The sequence below is a fragment of the Polynucleobacter sp. UB-Tiil-W10 genome (assembly GCF_018881605.1).
Lineage (GTDB): Bacteria > Pseudomonadota > Gammaproteobacteria > Burkholderiales > Burkholderiaceae > Polynucleobacter.
This window is the reverse complement of record NZ_JACVPZ010000001.1, coordinates 1,531,808-1,552,454: the sequence shown is the minus strand read 5'-3', so window position 1 is coordinate 1,552,454 and position 20,647 is coordinate 1,531,808. Positions and strand designations below refer to the sequence as shown.

Sequence of the window (20,647 nt, the reverse complement as noted above, 5' to 3'; positions counted from 1 at the left end):
GGAGTATTCATCATAAATCTCATACTACCCCTGATTGTAAGGGCACAAAAAAGACCCCGTCCAGCACAGTTCTTTGATAGCGCTGGGAGCTCATTCTTTCCACCATCACAAGCTGCTGCTCTTTGTCATTTTTGACAACTGGGGCAACTAAGCGCCCGCCAATCGATAATTGATCGAGCAAGGCATCCGGGATTCCCAAGCCTGCTGCAGCCAGAATAATCCCATCAAATGGTGCGGCTTGAGGCAAACCCAAAATACCATCGCCATAGATTAGGCGCAGATTATTGATACGAAATGGGCGCAACTTTGCTCTGGCCATGTCATGCAATGGACGAATACGTTCTATAGAGTAAACCTCATCTGCCAACAAACTCAGAACTGCAGCTTGGTACCCGCATCCAGTGCCGATCTCCAAAACCTTACCCAGCTTATGCTTAGGCTTATGAAGTAGCTCAATCATGCGCGCCACTACTGAGGGCTTAGAAATAGTTTGCTCATGTCCAATTGGTAGAGCAGTGTCTTCATAGGCTTGCGCATGCAAACCCGCATCCATAAACGCATGTCTTGGAACAGTGGCAATGGCTTCTAAAGTTTTACCGTGCTTTACGCCGCTAGCATGCACTTTTGCAGCCAGGGCCTGTCGATAGGCAGCAAAGCGTTCGGTGGGAGCCTTCAACCGCGATCCCAACCATTGGCGCGCATTGCCGCTAAACGAGCATAGTGCGTTAAATCCAATTGCATTGGCGTAATCGAAATACATCCTTCAGCAATTGCATGAAAGTCAGTTCCCTCGGAGCCTTCTTTGACATCGCCAGCGGCCCCAATCCAATAAATCTTCTCACCACGTGGACTATCTTGAACTACTACTGGCTGTGAATGATGACGATTACCGAGGCGCGTTACACGCCAGCGATATAAATCAGCATAAGGACGATTGGGAATATTGACATTGAGTAGCGTTGCTGCGCCGTCAGCATGATTTTGGCTTAAAGAAGAAACCAGCATTTGCGCAACCACATCATGGGCTGCTTTAGCCGCATCTTCAATCCGATTCCAACCACGATCAATTTGTGAGAAAGCAATACCAGGAACACCAAACATAACGCCCTCAACTGCGGCCGCTACAGTGCCAGAGTAAAGCGTATCCTCGCCCATGTTCTCGCCTTGATTAATACCAGAGATCACTAGGTCAGGCTTCTCATCCAAGAAACCCGTCATCGCAACGTGTACACAATCTGTGGGAGTGCCATTAATGAAGAAAAAGCCATCACGCTCTCCACCAGCCACGCGATGAATCGAGAGCGGCCTAGAAAGTGTTAAAGAATTAGAGGCCCCGCTATGGTTCTGCTCAGGAGCAATCACAGTAATGCGCCCCAGAGGACGTACAGCATTAACCAAAGCCAATAAGCCAGGCGCCAAATAGCCATCATCATTGGAGACTAGGATATGAGGTTGTTTTGACATGGTTAAACGAGTCCAGGTTTATGTTTGCCGCGAGCTCTCATTGCCGCGTAGATTACAGGTAACACTAACAGCGTCAAAATAGTTGTTGTCACCATTCCACCAACAATCACTAAAGCGAGAGGGCGCTGCGCCTCTGAACCAATCGAATGCGATAAAGCGGCAGGCAAGAGACCTAAGCCAGCAAGCATGGCCGTCATTAATACAGGACGAACTCGCAAAGCGGCACCATCCACCATAGCGTCTTTCATGGCGCCATGCTCTTCCGCCACGGTTTTATTAATGTATGAAATCAAGATCACACCATCCTGAATCGCAATACCGAATAAAGAAAGGAATCCGAATAAGGCTGAAATACTGAGGGTCTCACCACCCAAATGCAGTGCGATGATTCCGCCAATCGCAGCAAACGGCACGTTAATTAACACAATTACCGCATCACGGAAATTACCCAAAGCAGTGACCAACAACAAGAAGATAGCGACCAATGTAAGAGGAATGATCACCATCAACTTTTGTTGAGCGGCTTTCATTTGATTGAACTGACCATCCCATGCAATAGTGTAATTGGTTGGCAATGCGACATTCTTTTCCACTAAGTATTTAGCATCCTCTACCGCACTTCCAAGATCTCGACCACGCACGCTAAAGATCACAGCTATGTAGCGCTTTCCAGCCTCACGGTAAATAAAGAAAGGACCATCTGTTAAGCGCACATTGGCAACCATACCCAATGGCACTTTTTGACCACCAGGAGTGTCAATTAATAAATTGGCAATGTCTGGAATGTCGTTACGGCTAGCTTCATTCAAGCGCACCGCAATGCCAAATGTTTTTTCATCTTCCAAGAAATTCGCAACAGGTGCGCCACCAATCGAATTAGCGACTACCGTCTGAATATCGTTGACATTCACACCATAGCGTGCGGCCTTATCACGATCGATTTGAATATTTAAAGTAGGTTGACCTAGTTCCTTCAGAATATTCTCATCTTCGATACCGTGGACCTTTTTGAGTTGAGCGACTACCTCATGCGCTTTTTGAGATAAGACCTCTAAATCTGAGCCAAAAATTTTCACCGAGTTCTCACCCTTTACACCAGAGAGCGCCTCATTGACGTTATCTTGAATGTATTGAGAGAAACTGAAATTGATCCCCGGGATCTTCTCGAGCTCGGCCTGAAGATGCTGTAATAAGAGATGCTTATTGGTTCCTTTGGGTAAAGATTCGGGTGCCTTTAAGTACAAACCATATTCTTGGTTGAACACCCCCGTTGAATCAGTGCCATCGTCTGGACGGCCAATCTGAACAGCAACCTTTTCGAGCTCAGGTTGCTTTAGGAAAATTTCACGGAGCTGATTGGCAACACTAATCGAGTAATTCAGATCAACCGTATTTGGCAGGGTCACCCGCAACCAAATATTGTTTTCTTCAAGAGTAGGCAAGAATGCGGTTCCCAATCGAGTGGCACTTAATAAAGTAATGCATAGAATAAAAATAGATAGTGTGATGATATGGCGTGGATGATCCATCCACTTACGTAACAAGGGTCGATAACGCTCTAAGATCCACGTAATAAATTTGGGCGGTGCATGATGGAAATTTTCCCCAAACACATAAGACATCGATGCAGGCAAAAAAGTCAGGCTTAAGATAATAGATGCAACTAGAGCAAATCCCATAGTGAAAGCCATGGGTTTAAAAATGATGCCTTCAACACCACCCATCAAGAATAAGGGTGAGTAAGCTACGATAATGATGCTGGTGGAATACACCATTGCCCGCTGCACTTCACTCGTTGCCAAGATGATGCTTTGGTTTACTCGTTTACCGCCCTCTTCCATGTGACGCATCACGTTTTCGGTAATGATCACCGCAGCATCCACAATCACCCCGAAGTCAATCGCTCCAAGAGAAATCAGATTCGCCGGAACATTGAAGAGGTACATCATGATGAATGAGAAACACAGCGCCAATGGAATGACTGCAGCAACGACTGCAGCAGCGCGCAGGTTGCCCAAAAACACATAAAGCAGCACCAGCACCATGGTGATGCCAAAGAACATCGTGTGCTTAACAGTGCCTACCGTTATATCGAGTAATACCTGGCGATCATAGAAAGGTTTAACTTGAATACCTGGTGGCAATATATGGTTATTGATGTTGTCAATTTTCTCGCGTACACGTGCCAACACCTCGGAAGCATTTTCACCGCGACGCAGATAAACAATACCCTCCACAGAATCTGGATTATTGTCAAACTGGAAAAGACCTAAACGCGGGGCATTACCAATCACGACAGTAGCCACATCGCCAATACGGATGGGGATACCTTTGTTGACTGCAATCACCACCTGCTTAATATCCTCAATATTTTTGAGTAAGCCAACGCCACGCACCACAAATTGCTGTTCACCACTAGGTAAAATACCGCCGCCAGTATTGTCATTGGCTTTAGATAAAGCATCAATTAACTGCGGTACGGTAATGCCCTTCGATTGCAAGCTCTCAGGACTCACGATGACCTGGTACTGGCGCACCTTACCGCCAAAAGAAGAAACGTCCGCAATTCCGGGAGTCTGCTTGAGCTCTTTGTAGATCTCGTAGTTTTGTAAAGTCTTGAGGCGTGTTGGGGAGGCATAGTCAGAAGTGACCTGGTAGCGCAAGATTTCACCGGTTGCGTCAGAATCCGGACTGACACTCGAACTCACGCCTGGTGGGAAAGAGACATTACCTAAATTGGTATTAAAAATTTGACGTACTTTAAACGGATCTGCGTTGTCATTGAATTTGAGGGTAACAACCGATAAACCAAATAACGATACCGAACGAAATGCCTTTACCCCTGAAATACCAGCCAATGCATTTTCAACGGGGATGGTGACCTGTTGCTCAACTTCAGTAGTGCTTCTACCGGGCCATTGTGAAATCGCCTGAATCGTCAGAGGCGCAACACCTGGATAAGGCTGAATGGGTAATTGTTTGAGACTAAATGCACCGAGCACCAACAGCACTGCTGCGGCAAACAGAATAATGACGCGCTTATCCAATACTCCCCGGATGAAGGAGGTAACTAAACTCAATTATTCCTCCTGCTTGGCAAAGCGGTCATTCAACAGAACCGCGCCATCAGTTAAGACCAACATTCCAGGCTCTAAACCCTCAGTAACGGCATAGCGCTTGCCATCCATGTCATAACCTTTGACGGCAAAGCGACGGAAGGTATCTTTACCCGTTTTAATAATGACGTATCGCATCTCACGTACACGCACAATTGCCGATTGAGGAACCACGACAGCTTCTGCTTCTCCTGTAATCAGTCGTGCACTGACATACATATCGGGACGCAAGAGTCCATCAGGATTTTCGACATCGCAACGAATGAGTAAGGCGTGAGTTTCTGGATCAATCGTTGGGGCAATGAAATTCGCGGTAGCTACAAACTCTTTATTAGGGTAAGACTCTGAACGCAGTACCATAGTCTGCCCTTTTTGAATCTTACGAATATCTTGCTCGTACACATTACCCAAAAACCAAAGCTCTTTAGGGTTAGCCAAGGTCACCAAAACATCTCCAGCATTCACAATGGACCCTGGATCAATGGAGCGCTTCACAACCACACCCTGTAAGGGTGAGCGCATCACCAGGTTATATTGGGTTTTTCCGCTCTTCTCCAAAGATTTAATGTCGCCATCGCTCGCACCTAAATTGCGCATTCGATTGGCCGCAGCCTGCTGGGTAATTTGCGCATCCCCAAGTAAATCACTCATCGTCTTATTAGCTTCAAGCACTTTAGCCGTTTTCGAAGAGAGCAAATACTCTTGCTGGGCTGAGAGGAACTCAGGGCTATAGAGCTCAACCACGGGCGAACCCGCCTCGACTGGTGCGCCATCAAAAGCATAGATACGCTCGACCCTTCCTGGCGCTCTTGCAGAAAGTACTTTAGATTTTTCAGCATTAAATGCCAAGCGGCCAGGAACATTTAACTCTATGGGCACCTTTACTCTGGCGGCGTCTTGGAAGACATAGATATTGGGATTGAGATCAACGCCAGGAAGTTTTAGCTCCATTGCCCCTGTGTTTTCAATGGATAAGGTCTTGGCCGTTTTATCAAGCTTGACTGGACGATTCACATTCACAAACAAGCCAATGACAATACCAAACATCAACAAAGAAACGCAGATCAGCACCCAGCGAATACGCATGCGCGTCTCAACTGGAAGATTCCAATAAGAGCGATGAATCTTATTCGTGTTAGATGCAACTCGAGCATCTAATTTGGCTTTGATCTTTTGAAACTCTTTCAGGACGGGTTGAAACCCCGCCTTAAGACGCTGATAAAGATGAATGAGTTTGTCCTTCAAAACATCTCCTTAAAAAGGTTCTTTTCCGGCAGTGACTAACAACACCGCCTGAGCTTGCAGAAGGTTTGCTTCGGCCAAAGCCAATTGCACCTCCAAGTTACGTAATTGCGTTTGCGCCGTCAACAAATCATTAAAGCCTTGACCATTATTAGAGTACTGGGTGAGGCCAACCTTATAGGCAGCATCAGCCTGGGGTACTTGGCGATCTTTCAGAAACTGGGTTTGGTTCTTAGCCTGCTCATAAGCGGCATAAGCAGTGTTTACGGCCAGCACAATTTGCTGACGATTCGATATATTGCCAGCCTCAGCAGCAGCTTGATTACGCTGCGCCTGCTCCACTCCATACTTTTCCTTGGTAAAGAAATACAAAGGAATGATGAGATCTAATTCAAATTGATAAAACAGCGCGCCATTGTTTGCAGAAAATGGTCCACGTGGTGTATATGAAGAACCAATAACCTGAAAGTCTGGCAAGTAAGCTTTCTTCGCCAGATCCACACCCTTACGTGCTGCGTCTAATTGCAGCGCAGAACTCTTTAAGGCGGGATGACTAGATTCTGCGTAGTCTTCAAGCTCGATTAAGGTGGGTACGCTACTCATCGCGCGACGTACATCACCGCGTAGTACCAGCTTGTCACGAGAGTGGCGCCCGACCAAAGTATTGATGTTATTCAAAGCAACATTGAGCTGGCGCTCAACATTAAATTGATCTGCCTGTGCTGCACTTTGCGCTACTTGAGCATTTAAAAACTCTACGTAGGCTGCAGCATTATTGGAATAACGCGCCTTAGCCACATTCTTAATCATCTCGAGACGAACAACGGACTCTTTAAGAACTTGCAATTGCTTTTGCGCAGCCAGTGCGCTGTAGTACAAGGTAGAGAGCTGTGCGCCAAGCTGTAGGTAAGTAGATTCAGAACTGGCTAACAGGGCCTCTGCATTGGTGTCGGCAATATCTGCTGCCAGGCTCTTCTTGCCCGGGAACTGAAAAGGTTGCGCTATTGATATGGCGTTATTGCTACTGATGCCACCAGGGTATTGCTGAGATGGGGCATTTGCTCCACCCAAAGCTAAAGGAGAATTTACTGGCATACCTGACCACACCAACCCAACCTGAGGATTAGCGGGTGCATTAATTTGTGGAACAGTTGCCTTGGCAGATAAGTAAGACTCACGCAATGAAGAGAGTTGCGGGTTATTAATCTTGAGCTCACTCCACAGCTGACGTAAATCCATCTCCGTTGGCCCTGAAGAAACAGGTTTGGTATAAATCTTCGGAGTATTGGCTTTGGTTACAGGAGCAAATAGCTCGGCAGCTTTAGAGCTTGAGTCGACTTTAGGATCTTGCGCACCAAGTTGCGCACCAATAGATGGCGGCGCGGCCAAAGAAGTGTCACCTGACTGAACGGTCACGCTTGCTGGAGCATTCTCCGTAGGTGTTTGTGCAAGCACTGAAACCGAAAAAGTGGAGGCGCAAACTACAAAAGCAGCCATTGCAAATGGAGTCATGCTTTTGAGCGGTTTAACTACGCTAGTTTTGGTTTTGCCAAGAATCAACAAATGCGGCTGCCTCTAAATCATATAAATGCTGTTTTTATAGCCCCAGATGCAGATTTCGATTGAATCAATAACCATTTCAGGGGGTTTTAAGGATTATAGGGGACAAAAGCCAAAAGTCGAATTATTCATCATTCCTAAGTCTATGATTCTAAAGATAATAATTATGTCTGTATTGTGTCTACACTCAGTAAATCTCTTAAAACTCGGCATGAATCCTAAAAGACAGGATATTTACCGGCCCGCGAGCGGAGTTGTAGGCGGGGTTATTGATGTGCTGAAAGTTCAAACCCGCTAGGACATTCTTAATCACGGTGGCGTTGTAATACACCTCCCCGATACGCTCTGGACGATAAGAAATTGCCTGGCCTGGACCGGCATAGTCACCAATGAAGTAAGACACACCACCAGCTTGTAAGTAATTTCTTCTGTAGCTGGATAAACCGTTTTGCATCATAGAAATACCGATACTGTCTTTTGGACGACTCCAACTTGTGCCATTCAGACCCATACCTACCGATACAGAATTATCTGCCTCAGTAAAAGACATGGTCTCTGTATGGCCATCGGATGTAAATGCGCGCCCATAGATGCCAAGATCTTTAGTTAATGCTTGTTCGCCATTAATACCAATACCAGTTTTGTATTGGTAGTTAGTGCGTACATTATTAATAGCTTGCGTGCCTTGTGCATTATTAGCTACTACATAATTTGTTGCATCGCTAAAACGCGCCAAGATCATTTTGTTGCGATAAGCTAAAACGCTAACCTTACCAGGCAAGTCTGCAATTTGATGCTGACGTTCTACTTCAAATTGATCACCATAGGTATTAAAAATTTGCCAGTTCAAGTCACGGCCGTTAGGATTTTTTGGAGCAAGCATACGGGAGGCCCTCAGCACCCAATTGTCGAGATACCACTCACCCGCTAAGCCAGTGCTGTAGCCACGTGCATCAGCAGCGTAGTCATAAGCCAGATAGGTCATATTGCCCCAGTTCATAAACTGCACACGAGGATCTTTAGCGTAACGACTATCGTCAAAGATATCTAAAGTAGAAAACTGACCGGCAGTTACTACTACGCGATTACTACTTACAGTTTGAGTAATTTGATTGGCTTCGTTTTCAAGAACGACCTCATCGCCCTCTTGATTAATAGTCTGACGTAAAAAAGCACGTGCTGAATAAAACTTAGCTATTGGGCCATTTGCTTTAGTTGCTTCACCATTGGTAAAACCACCAAGACCAGTGAGTCCAGAAAATGGCATACCAGAAACCACTTCTGGATTGAAATAAATATCCGTATTTGGCGCTAAACGTGCACCAAAGAATAAAGTGCCTGACCAGGTATAGCTCATCGACTTGAGGGCAGACATACTGTTCTGACCAGAATAGCTAGAGGTAAAGTTGTTGTAACGCTGATTGATATAAGTCGTTTGACCATGCACGTTCACTGGCAAACCCAAGAGTTCACCTTCAGTTGGCAAACCATGAATTGCCTCAGCAAAACTTGCGATTTGGTCCGAGCCTGATCCCGCCTTCTGCGCGAACGCAGTTGCCCCGAAAAATGTGCAAATAATGCTCAACAGGAGGAATAGATAAATCTTGCGGGTCATTCACAATTTCTAATGAGGAAGCCAGTGCAGTGCAATGCAATAGCAACATGCCGATGAAGAAAACTAGGCAAACACAGCCTGAGATTGAAGCTCAAGGGTGGTGCAGCCCAAATTATCCCCAAAAAGAGGCAATTTACCTAGTGTTTATGTCTAGAGAATGACAACCAACTACATCCAGACGTCATTCCTAGGCCTTGAACTACAACAGATTCCGTAATCAATGTCTCGAATGTCAAACTGCATTTTTAAATAATTCTTTACGCTGTAGGGTCATGGTCTTTGGTGCTCTTTACTAGATTAACAGCTGATATTGAGCTACAATGTAGCTCAATATGAAAGGATAAATCATGGCTGCTAATGCTGTTGTGCGAGCAAGGATTGATGGAAATATCAAGGAAGAGGCTACTGCCGTCTTAGCTGCTATGGGACTGACCCCTTCCGATGCCTTTCGCATTTTGATGACTAGAGTAGCCAGAGAAAAGGCATTGCCTTTTGAGCCACTGATTCCAAACAAAGAAACCATTGAGGCCATGAAAGAAGCGAGGAAAGGAAAACTGAAAACCTTTACCTCTGTTGATGACCTAATGGCTGATTTGAATGCGGACGATTGAATACACTAAAAAATTTAAACGCGATTACAAAAGAGAATTTAAAGGAATACACAAGGAAACATTAGCAACTGATCTTCAGTTACTTATTGGTCTTCTGACAACAAATAAAGTATTGCCATTTAATTATTACGATCACGCATTAAAAGGTGATTGGCAAGATCATCGAGACTGTCACTTAAAACCAGATCTTATTCTGATTTACCGAAAGCCTGATGACAGCACTTTGCAACTAGTGCGCCTGGGGTCTCACAGTCAATTAGGACTATAAGTTCGGCGAGCAATTCACTATCGACGGTCCATTAATGCTCTAGCTAAGGTGCCGGCATCTACATATTCAAGCTCCCCACCTACTGGGATACCACGAGCAATGCGAGTGACCTTGATGCCTTTGGCTTTTAGTACTTCACCAATGTAATGGGCAGTTGCCTCACCTTCGCTCGTGAAATTCGTTGCTAGTACCACTTCACGAATTGGCACACCGGTATCGGGAGTTTCAATGCGACTAAGCAATCGATCAAAGCCAATTTCATTTGGGCCCATGCCATCGAGTGGCGAGAGGCGCCCCATTAATACAAAGTAATTGCCTTTGAAGCTGAGTGTCTGCTCCACCATGACTTGGTCAGCAGGAGTTTCCACTATGCACAGCAGCGATGGATCACGACGGCCATCAGAGCAGGTGCTACAAATCTGTGTTTCTGAAAAAGTATTGCAACGTGCGCAGTGACCAACCGTTTCTACTGCCTCACCCAATGATTGAGCGAGCACTGCCGCGCCATTGCGATCATGCTGTAGGAGGTAGAACGCCATCCGTTGAGCAGACTTCGGGCCCACTCCCGGCAATACACGCAATGCCTCGATCAAACGACCAAGTGCGTCTTGAGGTGCTTCTATGCGCGCCATCTAATTAAACAATTCGTAAATAATCAAAATTAATTAGAAAGGCAGCTTAAAGCCTGGAGGCATAGGCATGCCAGCAGTAGCGCCTGACATCATCTGCGCACTAGCTGCTTCTACTTGCTTGAAGGCTTCTGTGTAGGCTGTAACGATCAAGTCTTCCAACATCTCACGGTCATCCATGGCGCCTGGATCGATCTGCACACGCTTGAGTTCGTACTTACCAGAGATGGTTACCTTAACCAAGCCACCGGCTGCTTGGCCAGTCACTTCCAGCGCAGTCAATTGCTCTTGCGCTACTTTCATCTTCTCTTGCATCTGCTGAGCCTGTTTCATGAGGCCAGCAAGTCCACCTTTCATCATCGCTTCTTTTCCTTAATGACTTATTTATAGAGTGAAAATTAAATTCAGTTTCTTTGAATTCTGTATTTAGAGTGGCTTCACTGAGCCACCAACCACTTTAGCGCCAAACTCTTTTTCCAATTGCTGAATAAATGGATCTGCAGCAATCATTTGTTCTGCGTTCATTCTTTTCTCTTGATGAATCTGAGCATCCACTTTGGCAACGGTCTTGCCCTCAACTTCACCCTTCTCAATCACGATCTTTACTGGCTTACCAAAGTGAGCAGTGAGTACGTCAGCCAAACGACCAACCGTAGCATCAGAAGCTAACTGTGGCATTGGCGTAACGATAGTCACACGCACTCCGGCGGCAGAATCATTCCAATCTTGCAACTCTGTCTGAAACGCCAACTGCTGCACCATCCCCTTAACGGGCAACTGACGCATCAAACTATGCCAGTCGGGACGCTCGGCTGAGCTGGCTGCGGTAGCTGGGGCAGATGCCGAGGGTACTGGTGTTGGAGCTACCGCTTTAGCTGCAGGCGCTGGTGCAGATGCTCTAGCTGCTGGCGCAGCTGATTGAATTGAAGGTGCTGGACGAGCAGTATTTACTGGTGGGGCCGATGGTGCTGAAGAAGAATTGCTTCCGGGGCGAAATGCCAACATACGCAATAGCGTCATGGCAAAGCCAGTTTGCTCATCAGGAGCTAGTGATAAGTCTGGGCGGCTTGTAATCGTAATTTGATAAAAGAGTTGCGCTTCTTCTTTTGTCAGTTGACCAGCCAAGCGACGAATCTCACCTGCTTCTGGCCAATCTTCTAAAACGGATTCTGGAACAACTTGTGCTGCTGCAATTTTTTGCAACAAACTGGAGAGGTCTTGCAATGCCAATGAGAAAGACATACTGCGCTCACCCATCTCATTTGCCACTGCAAGCAGGCTTGCACCGTCTTTAGCGATCAAGCAATCCAAAATACGAATGAGATAGGCGTCATCCAATGTGCCAAGCATGCCACGTACAGATTCTTCAGAAACTTTGCCAGCGGCGTAGGCAATGGCTTGATCGGTTAACGACAAGGCATCGCGCATGGAACCTTGGGCTGCCTTGGCAAGAACACGCAAAGCATTCACTTCGTATTCCACTTTTTCTGCTGCGAGCACTTTTTCTAAGTGCTCCACAATCAGCGGTACTGGCATTTGCTTGAGGTTGAACTGCAAACAACGCGACAAAATGGTTACCGGGATCTTTTGTGGATCAGTAGTAGCCAGAATAAATTTGACGTGCTCTGGAGGTTCTTCCAAAGTTTTGAGCATGGCATTAAAGGCATGATTGGTGAGCATATGCACCTCGTCAATCATGTAAACCTTGTAACGGCCATTACTGGGTGCGTAAGCTGCTTTTTCTAGGAGAGCAGCAATATCGTCAACACCACGGTTACTGGCTGCATCCATCTCTATATAGTCAACAAAACGACCAGCATCGATTTCCATACAGGCCGGGCATTTTCCGCAAGGCTCTGAAGTCATCTTGCCAGAACCATCAGATCCCGTGCAATTAAGGGCTTTAGCCATAATCCGGGCAATCGTGGTCTTACCCACCCCGCGAGTACCGGTAAAGAGCCATGCATGGTGCAGGCGACCCTGATCCAAAGCATGCGTTAAGGCCTTAACCACATGGTCTTGGCCGACTAATTCAGAGAAGGTTTTGGGGCGCCACGAACGGGCTAATGCCAATGCTGTCATGTCTTACATTCTAACAAGCTAAAATGGAATTGGATGGGCCTCCCCGCATGGTGGGTTGGATAACCTGGTCAGGTCGGGAACGAAGCAGCCAAACCCAATTTCTGCCAGTGCCGGGGGCCAGGCTCATCCACCCCTACCTATCCCATACTCCCCTGATCTGCGCTTTATTGCTACAGAGCGAATCCACACCCTATTTTGATGAGATTGAAATTCCAACTCCCTTCGGCAGGAGTTGAACCAAATTCATCTCGCAAAGGAAATCTTCCTAACAGGACGCCCTGCATACTTGGTTGAGAATAAAAACCTTCTCCAAGTGCAAATACTCTTTTATCAGTGCAATCCACACGAATTTCAGTTGCCTTGGATAAATAGGCTTTAGAGCCATAGGCTTGTGTTTGATTAAAGTTCTCTACATATATTAGTGTTGCAGAATTCCCATTTCTAAGAATGGAATCAGTTTCTACATAAAGACTGCCATCGCCCACATACCCAGGTACTGGTTGCAAAAAGGCATAGGCGGATTGGATGCCTACCAATTGATAAATCAGAATAAATAGTCCCGCCAAAATCTTCTTCATAAAGCCATCTCGCCCAATTGAAAATGTGAAGTAATGCATCTTGTAAATACTAGATTACTGTAATTTCAAGCGACTTTATGCGAATTAAGGCAAACCACTACTGATTTGGAATTCTCTTTCGTTTTTAGGTGCTGGAATTGGTCTTTTCCAGGTCCAAAAAATCGTGCCTTGTTTTAAAAGATCTTCAGAATCCTCAAAATTCCCCAAATCATCCAAATAATTAATAAAACGAGGACGGTTCGTGCGTCTAGTTGGATCTTAAATAGCTGTAACTGCCTATGAGAACACTCAATAGATACTCGCAAGGCTGATCCCTCCTATATATAGAAGGTTTCAGCGTAGAGTCATCGAGTAGCAATGGATAGTGGTTTAGGATGATTTAAAAGTAGGAATAAAGAGACCGTTCTTTATCGTTGCTAGCAAAAGCATCAAAGGATTATTAAATAACGCCATATGGACATCTTTAAATATCTGGCGTCAGTTATTTTTGTTTTTTAAAGCCTCTTCCAGTTGGCTAATTCTATTTTGCATTGCGGCCATCTTTGCATTGAGTGCACCAACATTTAAGAAAGTTTCATCAGCTACAGGTGCTTTAAGGTTATTGCCCCAGCCTAGCCAAGCGGAGTCGTATACCTTGACCTTTTTAAAACCTAAAGTCTTCAATACCACCGCGGTTTCAGCTGCGCGCACACCGCTTTGGCAGTACACCACTGTCTCTTTATCGGGATCAAGATTGGCATACAACTTTTTTAGATCCATTTGATTTTTAAGTGCCATGCCAGAGTTATCGGCAACTTGCTTTTTTCCTAATTTAATTGCGGTTGCAGGATCTTGCCAATTGTCTTCATAGGGAATGTTGATGGAATTCGGAATATGGCCGCCCCGAATAGCTCGGACATCTTTACCCGAAAACTCATCAGGAGTTCTCGCATCAATAATTTGCACGGACTTTGATTGGACCATCTTGAGCATTTCTTCATTGCTAACAACCAACTGAGGTTGAGCTACCAATGCTACTGATACCGGTGACAAGGTTTGACGCTCCTTTTGGATTGGTAAACCCGCTTGTTTCCAGCCATCAATGCCATCATGGTAAATCTGCGCATTTTTTCCGCCAAAATAATTAATCGTGTACAGACCAAAATAAGTATATGGATTTCCACGCGCACCATAAACCACAATATCTTTATTCACGTCTAAACCAGCGCCGTTAAAAATCTTCTGAATTTGCTCTGTAGGAATGTAGTCTTCCTTGTTTGGATCGCGCAATACGCTACCGACTTCACCAATATTGATTGCTCCTGGAATGTGCCCATCTAAATAGCTTTTTTCATCGCGTACATCCCAAATAATCGCACCGCGAGCAATTGCCTGCTGCATCTGATCTGTTTGAATAATGGCTGTTTTTTGCTGGGCAAATGCCACGGAAAAAATAGCTGCCAATACGATTGCTAGTAATGATTTCACGATACTTCCTTGGATTGAATATGGGTGAATAAGTGACGATTAGATAATAACTTACCGACCTACCTATTAGCGGTCCACGTCGAAAATGAGCGCTTGGTGTGGCTTAGGTATCGGACATTTATTTAACATCAATTGAGCTTTTTAATTCAAGGCACAATAGGGTGATTCAATCCTGATAGACCTCCATATGCCCCAAGCCATTATTTTTGATGTTGAAGCAACCGATAAGAACGATGCCGTCATTATTGAGGCCGCCTCGCTAGACGTTACCTCTCTCAATCCACTTGAAGTAGGTAATCCTTGGGTGCAGCGCTACAACCCAGGCAAACCCATTAGCTTAGGCGCACTTGCGACTCATCACATCATGGATGAGGAATTAGTTCATTGCCCAGCTAGCAGCTCATTTAGATTGCCTGCTGGTACTAAATATTTGATTGGTCACAATATTGATTTTGATTGGGTTGCGATTGGCAAACCGGAAGTTAAACGCATATGTACCTTAGCCTTATCCCGTAGCCTATGGCCCGATCTTGATAGCCATACTCAAAGCGCCCTACTCTATTACTTTGAACGCGAGACTGCACGAGACCAATTACGCAATGCGCATAGCGCCTTGGCTGATGTATGGATTTGCTCAAAAATTGTGGGGCAAATTATTGATAAATTGCACCCAGCCTCTTTTGATGCCCTATGGGAAATGTCTGAGAAGGCCAGAATTCCAACCATCATGCCTTTTGGAAAACACAAAGGTGAATCTATTAGCCAAGTTCCAACAGACTATAAACAATGGATGCTGCGCCAAGACAATGTGTCTGAATACCTGCGCAAAGCATTAGAAGCGAAGTAGCAGCCTTTACTAGGGAATAAGGAATCCGTGATTTCCTTATTCCCCTTCCAGGCCTACTGCTTGTTCTTTATTGATACTTACGATTAAAGACCTGTTTTGTTGCGCTTTCATGACGCTTCGTGTTCTTTAATACGGCGCAGTAAGACAGGATCATGATCGCTGCCAATGAGATACCGTTAAAGTTGTTCATCAAGTTGCTAATTGTGTTCATTTTTTGGTCCTCTTTTGCTATTTAGTTGCCGCTACGAATTCAGAATAATTGACTTGAAGCTCACGAAATGAGCTAGTAAAAAATTGTGGTTTTTTGTTTAAATATTTCATGTTTTTTATCGTGCTACAGGTAGCTCATCCCACTTGGTGGTGTAGTTCGGTGACCGATTGTTTGATCTCATCTGCCACTCTTCCTTAGTGCCGTTTGTTCCTGCTGCCGCAGACCTGATCACTGCATTACCAAAGCGTGAGTTGATCTCATCTACCGCTTTCATGAGGTGAGCTGATTTACCTTTGGTCTCGATATCCTCAAACAGTGATTGCTGAGCAGCTGGCTTGTCACTAATCAGATTGAGAATGACGCCTGCCTTCTTGTAACGAAAGTTCGATTGGTAAATTTGCTTGAGGCCTGCCAGCGCTGCATTCGTTAATGTCAGCGTGTTATCCGTCGGGTTAGTCAATGGAATCGTGACGCTCTGGTGATGCTGTGGCTCGTTTTGCTTAAACGGATTAGTCTGAATAAATACAGTCAGCGCGCCCGTAGTGCTATTTTGAGTTCTGAGTTTTTCAGCTGCACGCGCTACATGGGTAGCAACGGATTCGGCAAGTTCTACCTGGCTGGTAACCAACTTACCAAAACTGCGTGAAGCAATAATTTGTTGTTTGGCTGGCGCTACTTCTTCCAACTGCAGGCAAGAGGTACCGCGTAGTTCGTAACAAAGACGCTCCATCACTACGCCAAACTGTTGGCGCATTACTTGTGGTGAAGTTTGCAAAAGATCAAATACGCTCTGAATGTGTTGGGCTTTCAGTTTTTTGGCGATTTGCTTGCCAACACCCCAGACCTCACCCACTTCAGTCTCACTCATCCACTGATAGAGCTCTTCTTTTGCCATGGCATTCACATCACATACGCCATTGAACTGCTTGTGCTTCTTAGCCAAGTGGTTGGCAAGCTTTGCTAAGGTCTTGCTAGCACCAATGCCCACGCAGACCGGCAAGCCAGTAGTGTCTTTAACTTGCTGCTTGATCTTCTGACCCAGCTCGATCGTGTCTTGATACTGCTTTAAGACAGTCTCGATTTGCAAGAAGCTTTCATCGATGCTGTAGACCTCTAGATTAGGAGTGAACTCTCTGAGTACCTGAACTACACGACTACTCATATCACCATATAAGGTGTAATTGGATGAGTAAGCTTGAATACCATGCTTCTTAGCCAAGTCTTTCATCTGAAACCAAGGTGTTCCCATCTTTACACCGAGTGCCTTGACTTCAGCGCTACGCGCTACAGCGCAGCCATCGTTATTGGAAAGCACCACCATTGGTACTTCTTCTAACTTGGGCTGGAACACGCGCTCACAAGAAACGTAGAAGTTGTTCACATCTACCAGTGCGAAGAGTGCATTGGATGAATTGCTGACGCTCATCTCACTTGCCTCCCTTGTTATATCTAGTACTAGCATTGCTGTACTTACGCACTACACCAACCACTACACCCCAAATTTGCAGCTCACTACCTTCGTTAAAGGTGATGGGCTGATAAATGGGGTTTTCTGGTTGCAGTTCAATACGGCCACGCAATTGGTAGAGGCGCTTGATGGTGTATTCACTATCAACAACGGCAACCACGATATCTTTATGTTTTGGCTTCAGGGCTTTATCAACGACTACCTTGTCGCCATCACAAATCCCTGCGCCCAGCATTGAATCCCCTTGCACGGTGAACATGAAGGTGGCTGGCTTGTTTTGGACTAGATAATGGTTCAGATCGAGGCCATCTTCAGCGTAATCTGCTGCTGGACTGGGGAATCCAGCTGAAATCCGGTGACTTAGAAGTTTGAGCTCATAGGCGGCAAAATGGCCCGCTAAGGCTTGTGGTGCTTGGCTAAGGGTTACTTTTGCGGGGTTCATTACTTGCGTCATAGTCATTAATATACTGTATGTTTATACAGTATATGTAAAAACCGCAAAAAAGAGGTTATTTTTGTTGTTTTGGGGCTATGGGCACTCCTCCACCACCGCTTTCTATGGGCATACCCGAGTTCACCCTAGCCCTATTCGAGCCTAAGGGATTGCATAATGGTTCTAGAAGTTACTAAGGTGCTTACTCACTAAGTAGCTCATATAAAAAGAACAGTAGGAGACATATGAAGACGTATAAGATCGCGTCCATTCCGGGCGACGGCATTGGTAAAGAAGTAGTCCCAGAGTGCGAAAAGGTATTAAATGCCTTAAGCAAAAAACATCCTGAAGTCGCTTTTGAATTCGAGCACTTTGATTGGGGTGGCGATTACTACCGCAAGCACGGCATCATGATGCCCGATGATGGTCTTGAGCCTTTGCGCTCCAAAGACGCTATCTTATTCGGCTCTGCAGGCGATTCCAAAATTCCGGATCACATTACCTTATGGGGCTTGCGCCTCAAAATTTGCCAGGGCTTTGATCAGTACGCGAACGTGCGCCCCACTCGTATTCTTCCCGGTATCGAAACTCCGTTACGCAATTGCAAACCAGGCCAACTAGACTGGGTGATCGTGCGCGAGAACTCCGAAGGCGAATACTCTGGCGTAGGTGGTAGAGCTCACCAAGGTCACCCCATTGAAGTGGCCTCTGATATGAGCATCATGACCCGCGTTGGGGTTGAACGTGTCCAGCGCTTTGCCTTTCAGTTAGCGCAATCACGCCCTCGTAAGCACCTCACTGTGATCACCAAATCCAATGCACAGCGCCATGGCATGGTGATGTGGGATGAGATTGCCAACATCGTTGCCAAAGACTTTCCGGATGTGACTTGGGATAAAGAATTAGTGGATGCCGCTACTGCGCGTATGGTTAATCGTCCAGAATCTTTAGATACCATCGTCGCCACCAATCTACATGCCGATGTCCTGAGCGATTTAGCGGCCGCACTAGCCGGTAGCCTAGGCATTGCACCCACTGCCAACCTCGATCCAGAGCGTCGTTATCCATCGATGTTTGAACCGATTCATGGTTCTGCTTTTGACATCATGGGCAAAGGTCTCGCTAATCCAATTGGCACCTTCTGGTCCGCGGTGATGATGCTCGATTTCCTAGGCGAGAAAGCCCTCGGCGCACAGTTAATGGCTGCCATCGAAAAAGTGACGGCCAATCCAAAGTTACACACTCGTGATTTAGGCGGCACAGCCATGATGAGCGAAGTTACCAATGCAGTCATTGAGGAGATCTCCAAATGAAGCTATTTAAATTACTGGGTGGCTTACTGAGCGGCCTACTGAGCAGCCTACTGAGTGCGTGTTTGATTTCATTCGGACTGTTATCAGGTGCAAATGCTCAACCCTTCCCTGACAGAACCATTCAGTACATCATCCCCTTCCCTGCGGCCGGTGAATCCGATTTAGTAGCGCGCTATCAGGCCGACATTTCCGCTAAGAAGTTCAAGCAACCGATGGTAGTAATGAATCGCGCTGGTGCTGGGGGTGCGTTGGTATGGAGCACCCTGAATACTTATCCAGCTGATGGCGCGACTGTGGTGGGCGTCAATATTCCGCACACCATCTTGCAACCACTTCAAGAAGGCATTCAGTACAAGACCGAAGATATTAATGCGATCTACTACTACCACTTCACCCCTGATGCTTTGATGGTCTCTGCAGATAGCCCCTATAAAACCTATCAAGAGTTTATTGCCGCCGCCAAAAAAGAACCAGGCAAGATGTCTTTAGCAGGCTCAGCACAATTCTCTGCCAACCATATGGCAGTTGAGCGCCTGAATAAATTAGCGGGCGTCAAAATCAATTACGTACCCTTTAAAGGTACAGGTGATTTGATTACCGCTCTAATTGGAATGCACGTTGATGGCGCTATGGGTTATCTGCCTTTAGCTATTCAGCAAAAAGGGAAGGTGCGCACGCTAGCCATTGCTACTGAGAAGCGTAACCCTGCTTTACCTGACGTACCCACCTTCAAAGAATTGGGTCTTAATTGGGTAGACGGCGCTTATCGTGGCGTTGCCGTGCCAAAAGCAACTCCACTAGTGCTGCAGCAAAAAATGTCTGACTACTTCGCACAACTCAATGCTGATCCTGAAACTAAGAAGAAATTAGAAGACGCTGGATTTGTGATTGTGGATGTACCTTTGGCAAAAATGCCCGCATTCATGAAAGAGAAAACCGCTCAAGCCATGGATGATGCCAAGAACGCAGGAATGATTAAGTAAGGTGATTTTTAGCCTCAAATAAAAAAACCGCCGATGTGGTGGTTTTTTTATTGGGTACTTACTTTGTTTTTAGCAAAAAGCAAATGCCAGAATCGCTGGATCATCCAAAAAGGCATTGGATAAATAAACACTAGCTCGGAAAAGCCAAGGATTTACTTCATCAATGATTTGTGAAAAATATTCCATGTGTCAATTGTAAGCGCTACTTAGCCGCCCAAGTAATCGGTCTTCCCAATCTCCACTCCTTTATGACGCAGGATGTCATAAGCCGTAGTGACATGAAAATAGAAATTAGGCGTGACCCAAGTCAGCAGATATTGCTCGCCGACAAACTCAAAATTCCATTCTTGAATGGAGAACTTAATTTCTTTCGCTTCGGTGCCATTAATCTGCTCTGGCTTGAGGCTATTGGCAAAAGCAATGGTTTTAGCAATGCGCTCCTGAAGGTCTGCGAGGGTTACCTCATCATCTTCAAACTTAGGTGACTCCACTCCAGCTATACGTGCCATGCCATTTTTCACTAGATCACAGGCGATTTGCACTTGCTTAGTTAGCGGAAACATATCTGGAGCAAGCCGACCTTCTGCCAGCACCTTGCTATCGAGACCCTTAGCGCCCGCAAACGCTTCACCCTTTTTGAGGATATTCGAAAGATTGGTGAGCATCTGCGTAAATTGCGGGATTGACGCTTGGTACATTGAAATTGCCATGAGGATGTCCTAAAGGGTGAAGTAAGGTGGGATTGCTTTCCTACTCTGCT

General features: G+C 45.8%; 19 protein-coding genes, 1 other RNA gene and 1 pseudogene. 6 read left to right on the top strand and 15 right to left on the bottom strand.

The genetic code is table 11. The features are described 5' to 3' along the window. Nucleotides 1-19: 19 nt before the first annotated feature. From ICN33_RS07990 to ICN33_RS07965, 6 genes and pseudogenes are all read right to left on the bottom strand, one after another. Nucleotides 20-643: pseudogene (locus ICN33_RS07990) on the bottom strand (protein-L-isoaspartate(D-aspartate) O-methyltransferase); the annotation flags it as partial. Between the two features lie 29 nt (nt 644-672). Further along, entirely contained in the window at nt 673-1,464 is a 792-nt protein-coding gene (gene surE, locus ICN33_RS07985; RefSeq protein ID WP_216196039.1) for a 5'/3'-nucleotidase SurE, read from the bottom strand. Between the two features lie 2 nt (nt 1,465-1,466). Next, nucleotides 1,467-4,544, bottom strand: a complete 3,078-nt coding sequence (locus tag ICN33_RS07980; protein ID WP_216196037.1) for an efflux RND transporter permease subunit — start codon at nt 4,542-4,544, stop codon at nt 1,467-1,469. Then, a complete protein-coding gene (locus ICN33_RS07975) occupies nt 4,545-5,825 on the bottom strand; it encodes an efflux RND transporter periplasmic adaptor subunit (protein ID WP_255530718.1) in 1,281 nt (426 codons plus the stop codon). 9 nt (nt 5,826-5,834) lie between these two features. Next, nucleotides 5,835-7,334 (bottom strand): TolC family protein, encoded by a 1,500-nt coding sequence (locus ICN33_RS07970; RefSeq protein WP_255530717.1) that lies wholly within the window; start codon nt 7,332-7,334, stop codon nt 5,835-5,837. A 247-nt stretch (nt 7,335-7,581) separates the two neighbouring features. Continuing rightward, nucleotides 7,582-8,997, bottom strand: coding sequence for a carbohydrate porin (locus tag ICN33_RS07965; RefSeq protein ID WP_216196033.1), 1,416 nt, complete (start codon nt 8,995-8,997; stop codon nt 7,582-7,584). Between the two features lie 347 nt (nt 8,998-9,344). On the opposite strand from ICN33_RS07965, the gene ICN33_RS07960 reads away from it, so the two are divergent. Together ICN33_RS07960 and ICN33_RS07955 are read left to right on the top strand one after the other, a co-directional pair. Next, on the top strand, nt 9,345-9,608 hold the full coding sequence (locus tag ICN33_RS07960; protein WP_216196031.1) for a type II toxin-antitoxin system RelB/DinJ family antitoxin: 264 nt from the start codon (nt 9,345-9,347) through the stop codon (nt 9,606-9,608). Further along, entirely contained in the window at nt 9,595-9,876 is a 282-nt protein-coding gene (locus ICN33_RS07955; RefSeq protein ID WP_216196029.1) for a type II toxin-antitoxin system YafQ family toxin, read from the top strand. The genes ICN33_RS07960 and ICN33_RS07955 overlap by 14 nt, the downstream gene beginning before the upstream one ends. Before the next feature lie 17 nt (nt 9,877-9,893). On the opposite strand, the gene recR is transcribed toward ICN33_RS07955, so the two are convergent. The 3 genes from recR to dnaX form a co-directional block, all read right to left on the bottom strand. Continuing rightward, the gene (gene recR, locus ICN33_RS07950) at nt 9,894-10,508 is read right to left on the bottom strand and encodes a recombination mediator RecR (protein ID WP_216196027.1); all 615 of its coding nucleotides are present in this window, start codon (nt 10,506-10,508) and stop codon (nt 9,894-9,896) included. Nucleotides 10,509-10,541: 33 nt separating this feature from the next. Then, entirely contained in the window at nt 10,542-10,865 is a 324-nt protein-coding gene (locus tag ICN33_RS07945; protein ID WP_216196025.1) for a YbaB/EbfC family nucleoid-associated protein, read from the bottom strand. Between the two features lie 66 nt (nt 10,866-10,931). Then, on the bottom strand, nt 10,932-12,587 hold the full coding sequence (gene dnaX / locus ICN33_RS07940; RefSeq protein WP_216196023.1) for a DNA polymerase III subunit gamma/tau: 1,656 nt from the start codon (nt 12,585-12,587) through the stop codon (nt 10,932-10,934). Nucleotides 12,588-12,619: 32 nt separating this feature from the next. Between dnaX and ffs the strand changes: the two genes are divergently transcribed. Then, nucleotides 12,620-12,718: signal recognition particle sRNA small type (gene ffs / locus ICN33_RS07935), an RNA gene on the top strand. 39 nt (nt 12,719-12,757) lie between these two features. Here the strand turns inward: ffs and ICN33_RS07930 are convergent. Both ICN33_RS07930 and ICN33_RS07925 read right to left on the bottom strand, forming a co-directional pair. Continuing rightward, the gene (locus ICN33_RS07930) at nt 12,758-13,165 is read right to left on the bottom strand and encodes a surface-adhesin E family protein (protein WP_216196021.1); all 408 of its coding nucleotides are present in this window, start codon (nt 13,163-13,165) and stop codon (nt 12,758-12,760) included. A 477-nt stretch (nt 13,166-13,642) separates the two neighbouring features. After that, nucleotides 13,643-14,632, bottom strand: a complete 990-nt coding sequence (locus ICN33_RS07925) for a sulfurtransferase (protein WP_216196020.1) — start codon at nt 14,630-14,632, stop codon at nt 13,643-13,645. 187 nt (nt 14,633-14,819) lie between these two features. Here ICN33_RS07925 and ICN33_RS07920 point away from each other — a divergent pair, with 187 nt between their 5' ends. After that, on the top strand, nt 14,820-15,479 hold the full coding sequence (locus ICN33_RS07920; RefSeq protein ID WP_216196018.1) for a putative quorum-sensing-regulated virulence factor: 660 nt from the start codon (nt 14,820-14,822) through the stop codon (nt 15,477-15,479). A gap of 67 nt (nt 15,480-15,546) precedes the next feature. On the opposite strand, the gene ICN33_RS07915 is transcribed toward ICN33_RS07920, so the two are convergent. From ICN33_RS07915 to ICN33_RS07905, 3 genes are all read right to left on the bottom strand, one after another. After that, nucleotides 15,547-15,690: a hypothetical protein gene (locus ICN33_RS07915; RefSeq protein WP_216196016.1), complete on the bottom strand. Its 144-nt coding sequence runs from the start codon at nt 15,688-15,690 to the stop codon at nt 15,547-15,549. A gap of 115 nt (nt 15,691-15,805) precedes the next feature. After that, nucleotides 15,806-17,116: a Y-family DNA polymerase gene (locus tag ICN33_RS07910; RefSeq protein WP_216196015.1), complete on the bottom strand. Its 1,311-nt coding sequence runs from the start codon at nt 17,114-17,116 to the stop codon at nt 15,806-15,808. Between the two features lies 1 nt (nt 17,117). Continuing rightward, nucleotides 17,118-17,618: a LexA family transcriptional regulator gene (locus ICN33_RS07905; protein ID WP_216196013.1), complete on the bottom strand. Its 501-nt coding sequence runs from the start codon at nt 17,616-17,618 to the stop codon at nt 17,118-17,120. 218 nt (nt 17,619-17,836) lie between these two features. Between ICN33_RS07905 and ICN33_RS07900 the strand changes: the two genes are divergently transcribed. Together ICN33_RS07900 and ICN33_RS07895 are read left to right on the top strand one after the other, a co-directional pair. Further along, nucleotides 17,837-18,904 (top strand): tartrate dehydrogenase, encoded by a 1,068-nt coding sequence (locus ICN33_RS07900; protein ID WP_216196011.1) that lies wholly within the window; start codon nt 17,837-17,839, stop codon nt 18,902-18,904. Then, complete coding sequence (locus ICN33_RS07895) at nt 18,901-19,887, top strand: tripartite tricarboxylate transporter substrate binding protein (protein ID WP_216196009.1); 987 nt, start codon at nt 18,901-18,903, stop codon at nt 19,885-19,887. The genes ICN33_RS07900 and ICN33_RS07895 overlap by 4 nt, the downstream gene beginning before the upstream one ends. 206 nt (nt 19,888-20,093) lie before the next feature. Here the strand turns inward: ICN33_RS07895 and ICN33_RS07890 are convergent, their stop codons facing one another. Continuing rightward, nucleotides 20,094-20,597, bottom strand: coding sequence for a DUF1993 family protein (locus ICN33_RS07890; protein WP_216196006.1), 504 nt, complete (start codon nt 20,595-20,597; stop codon nt 20,094-20,096). Between the last annotated feature and the right edge of the window lie 50 nt (nt 20,598-20,647).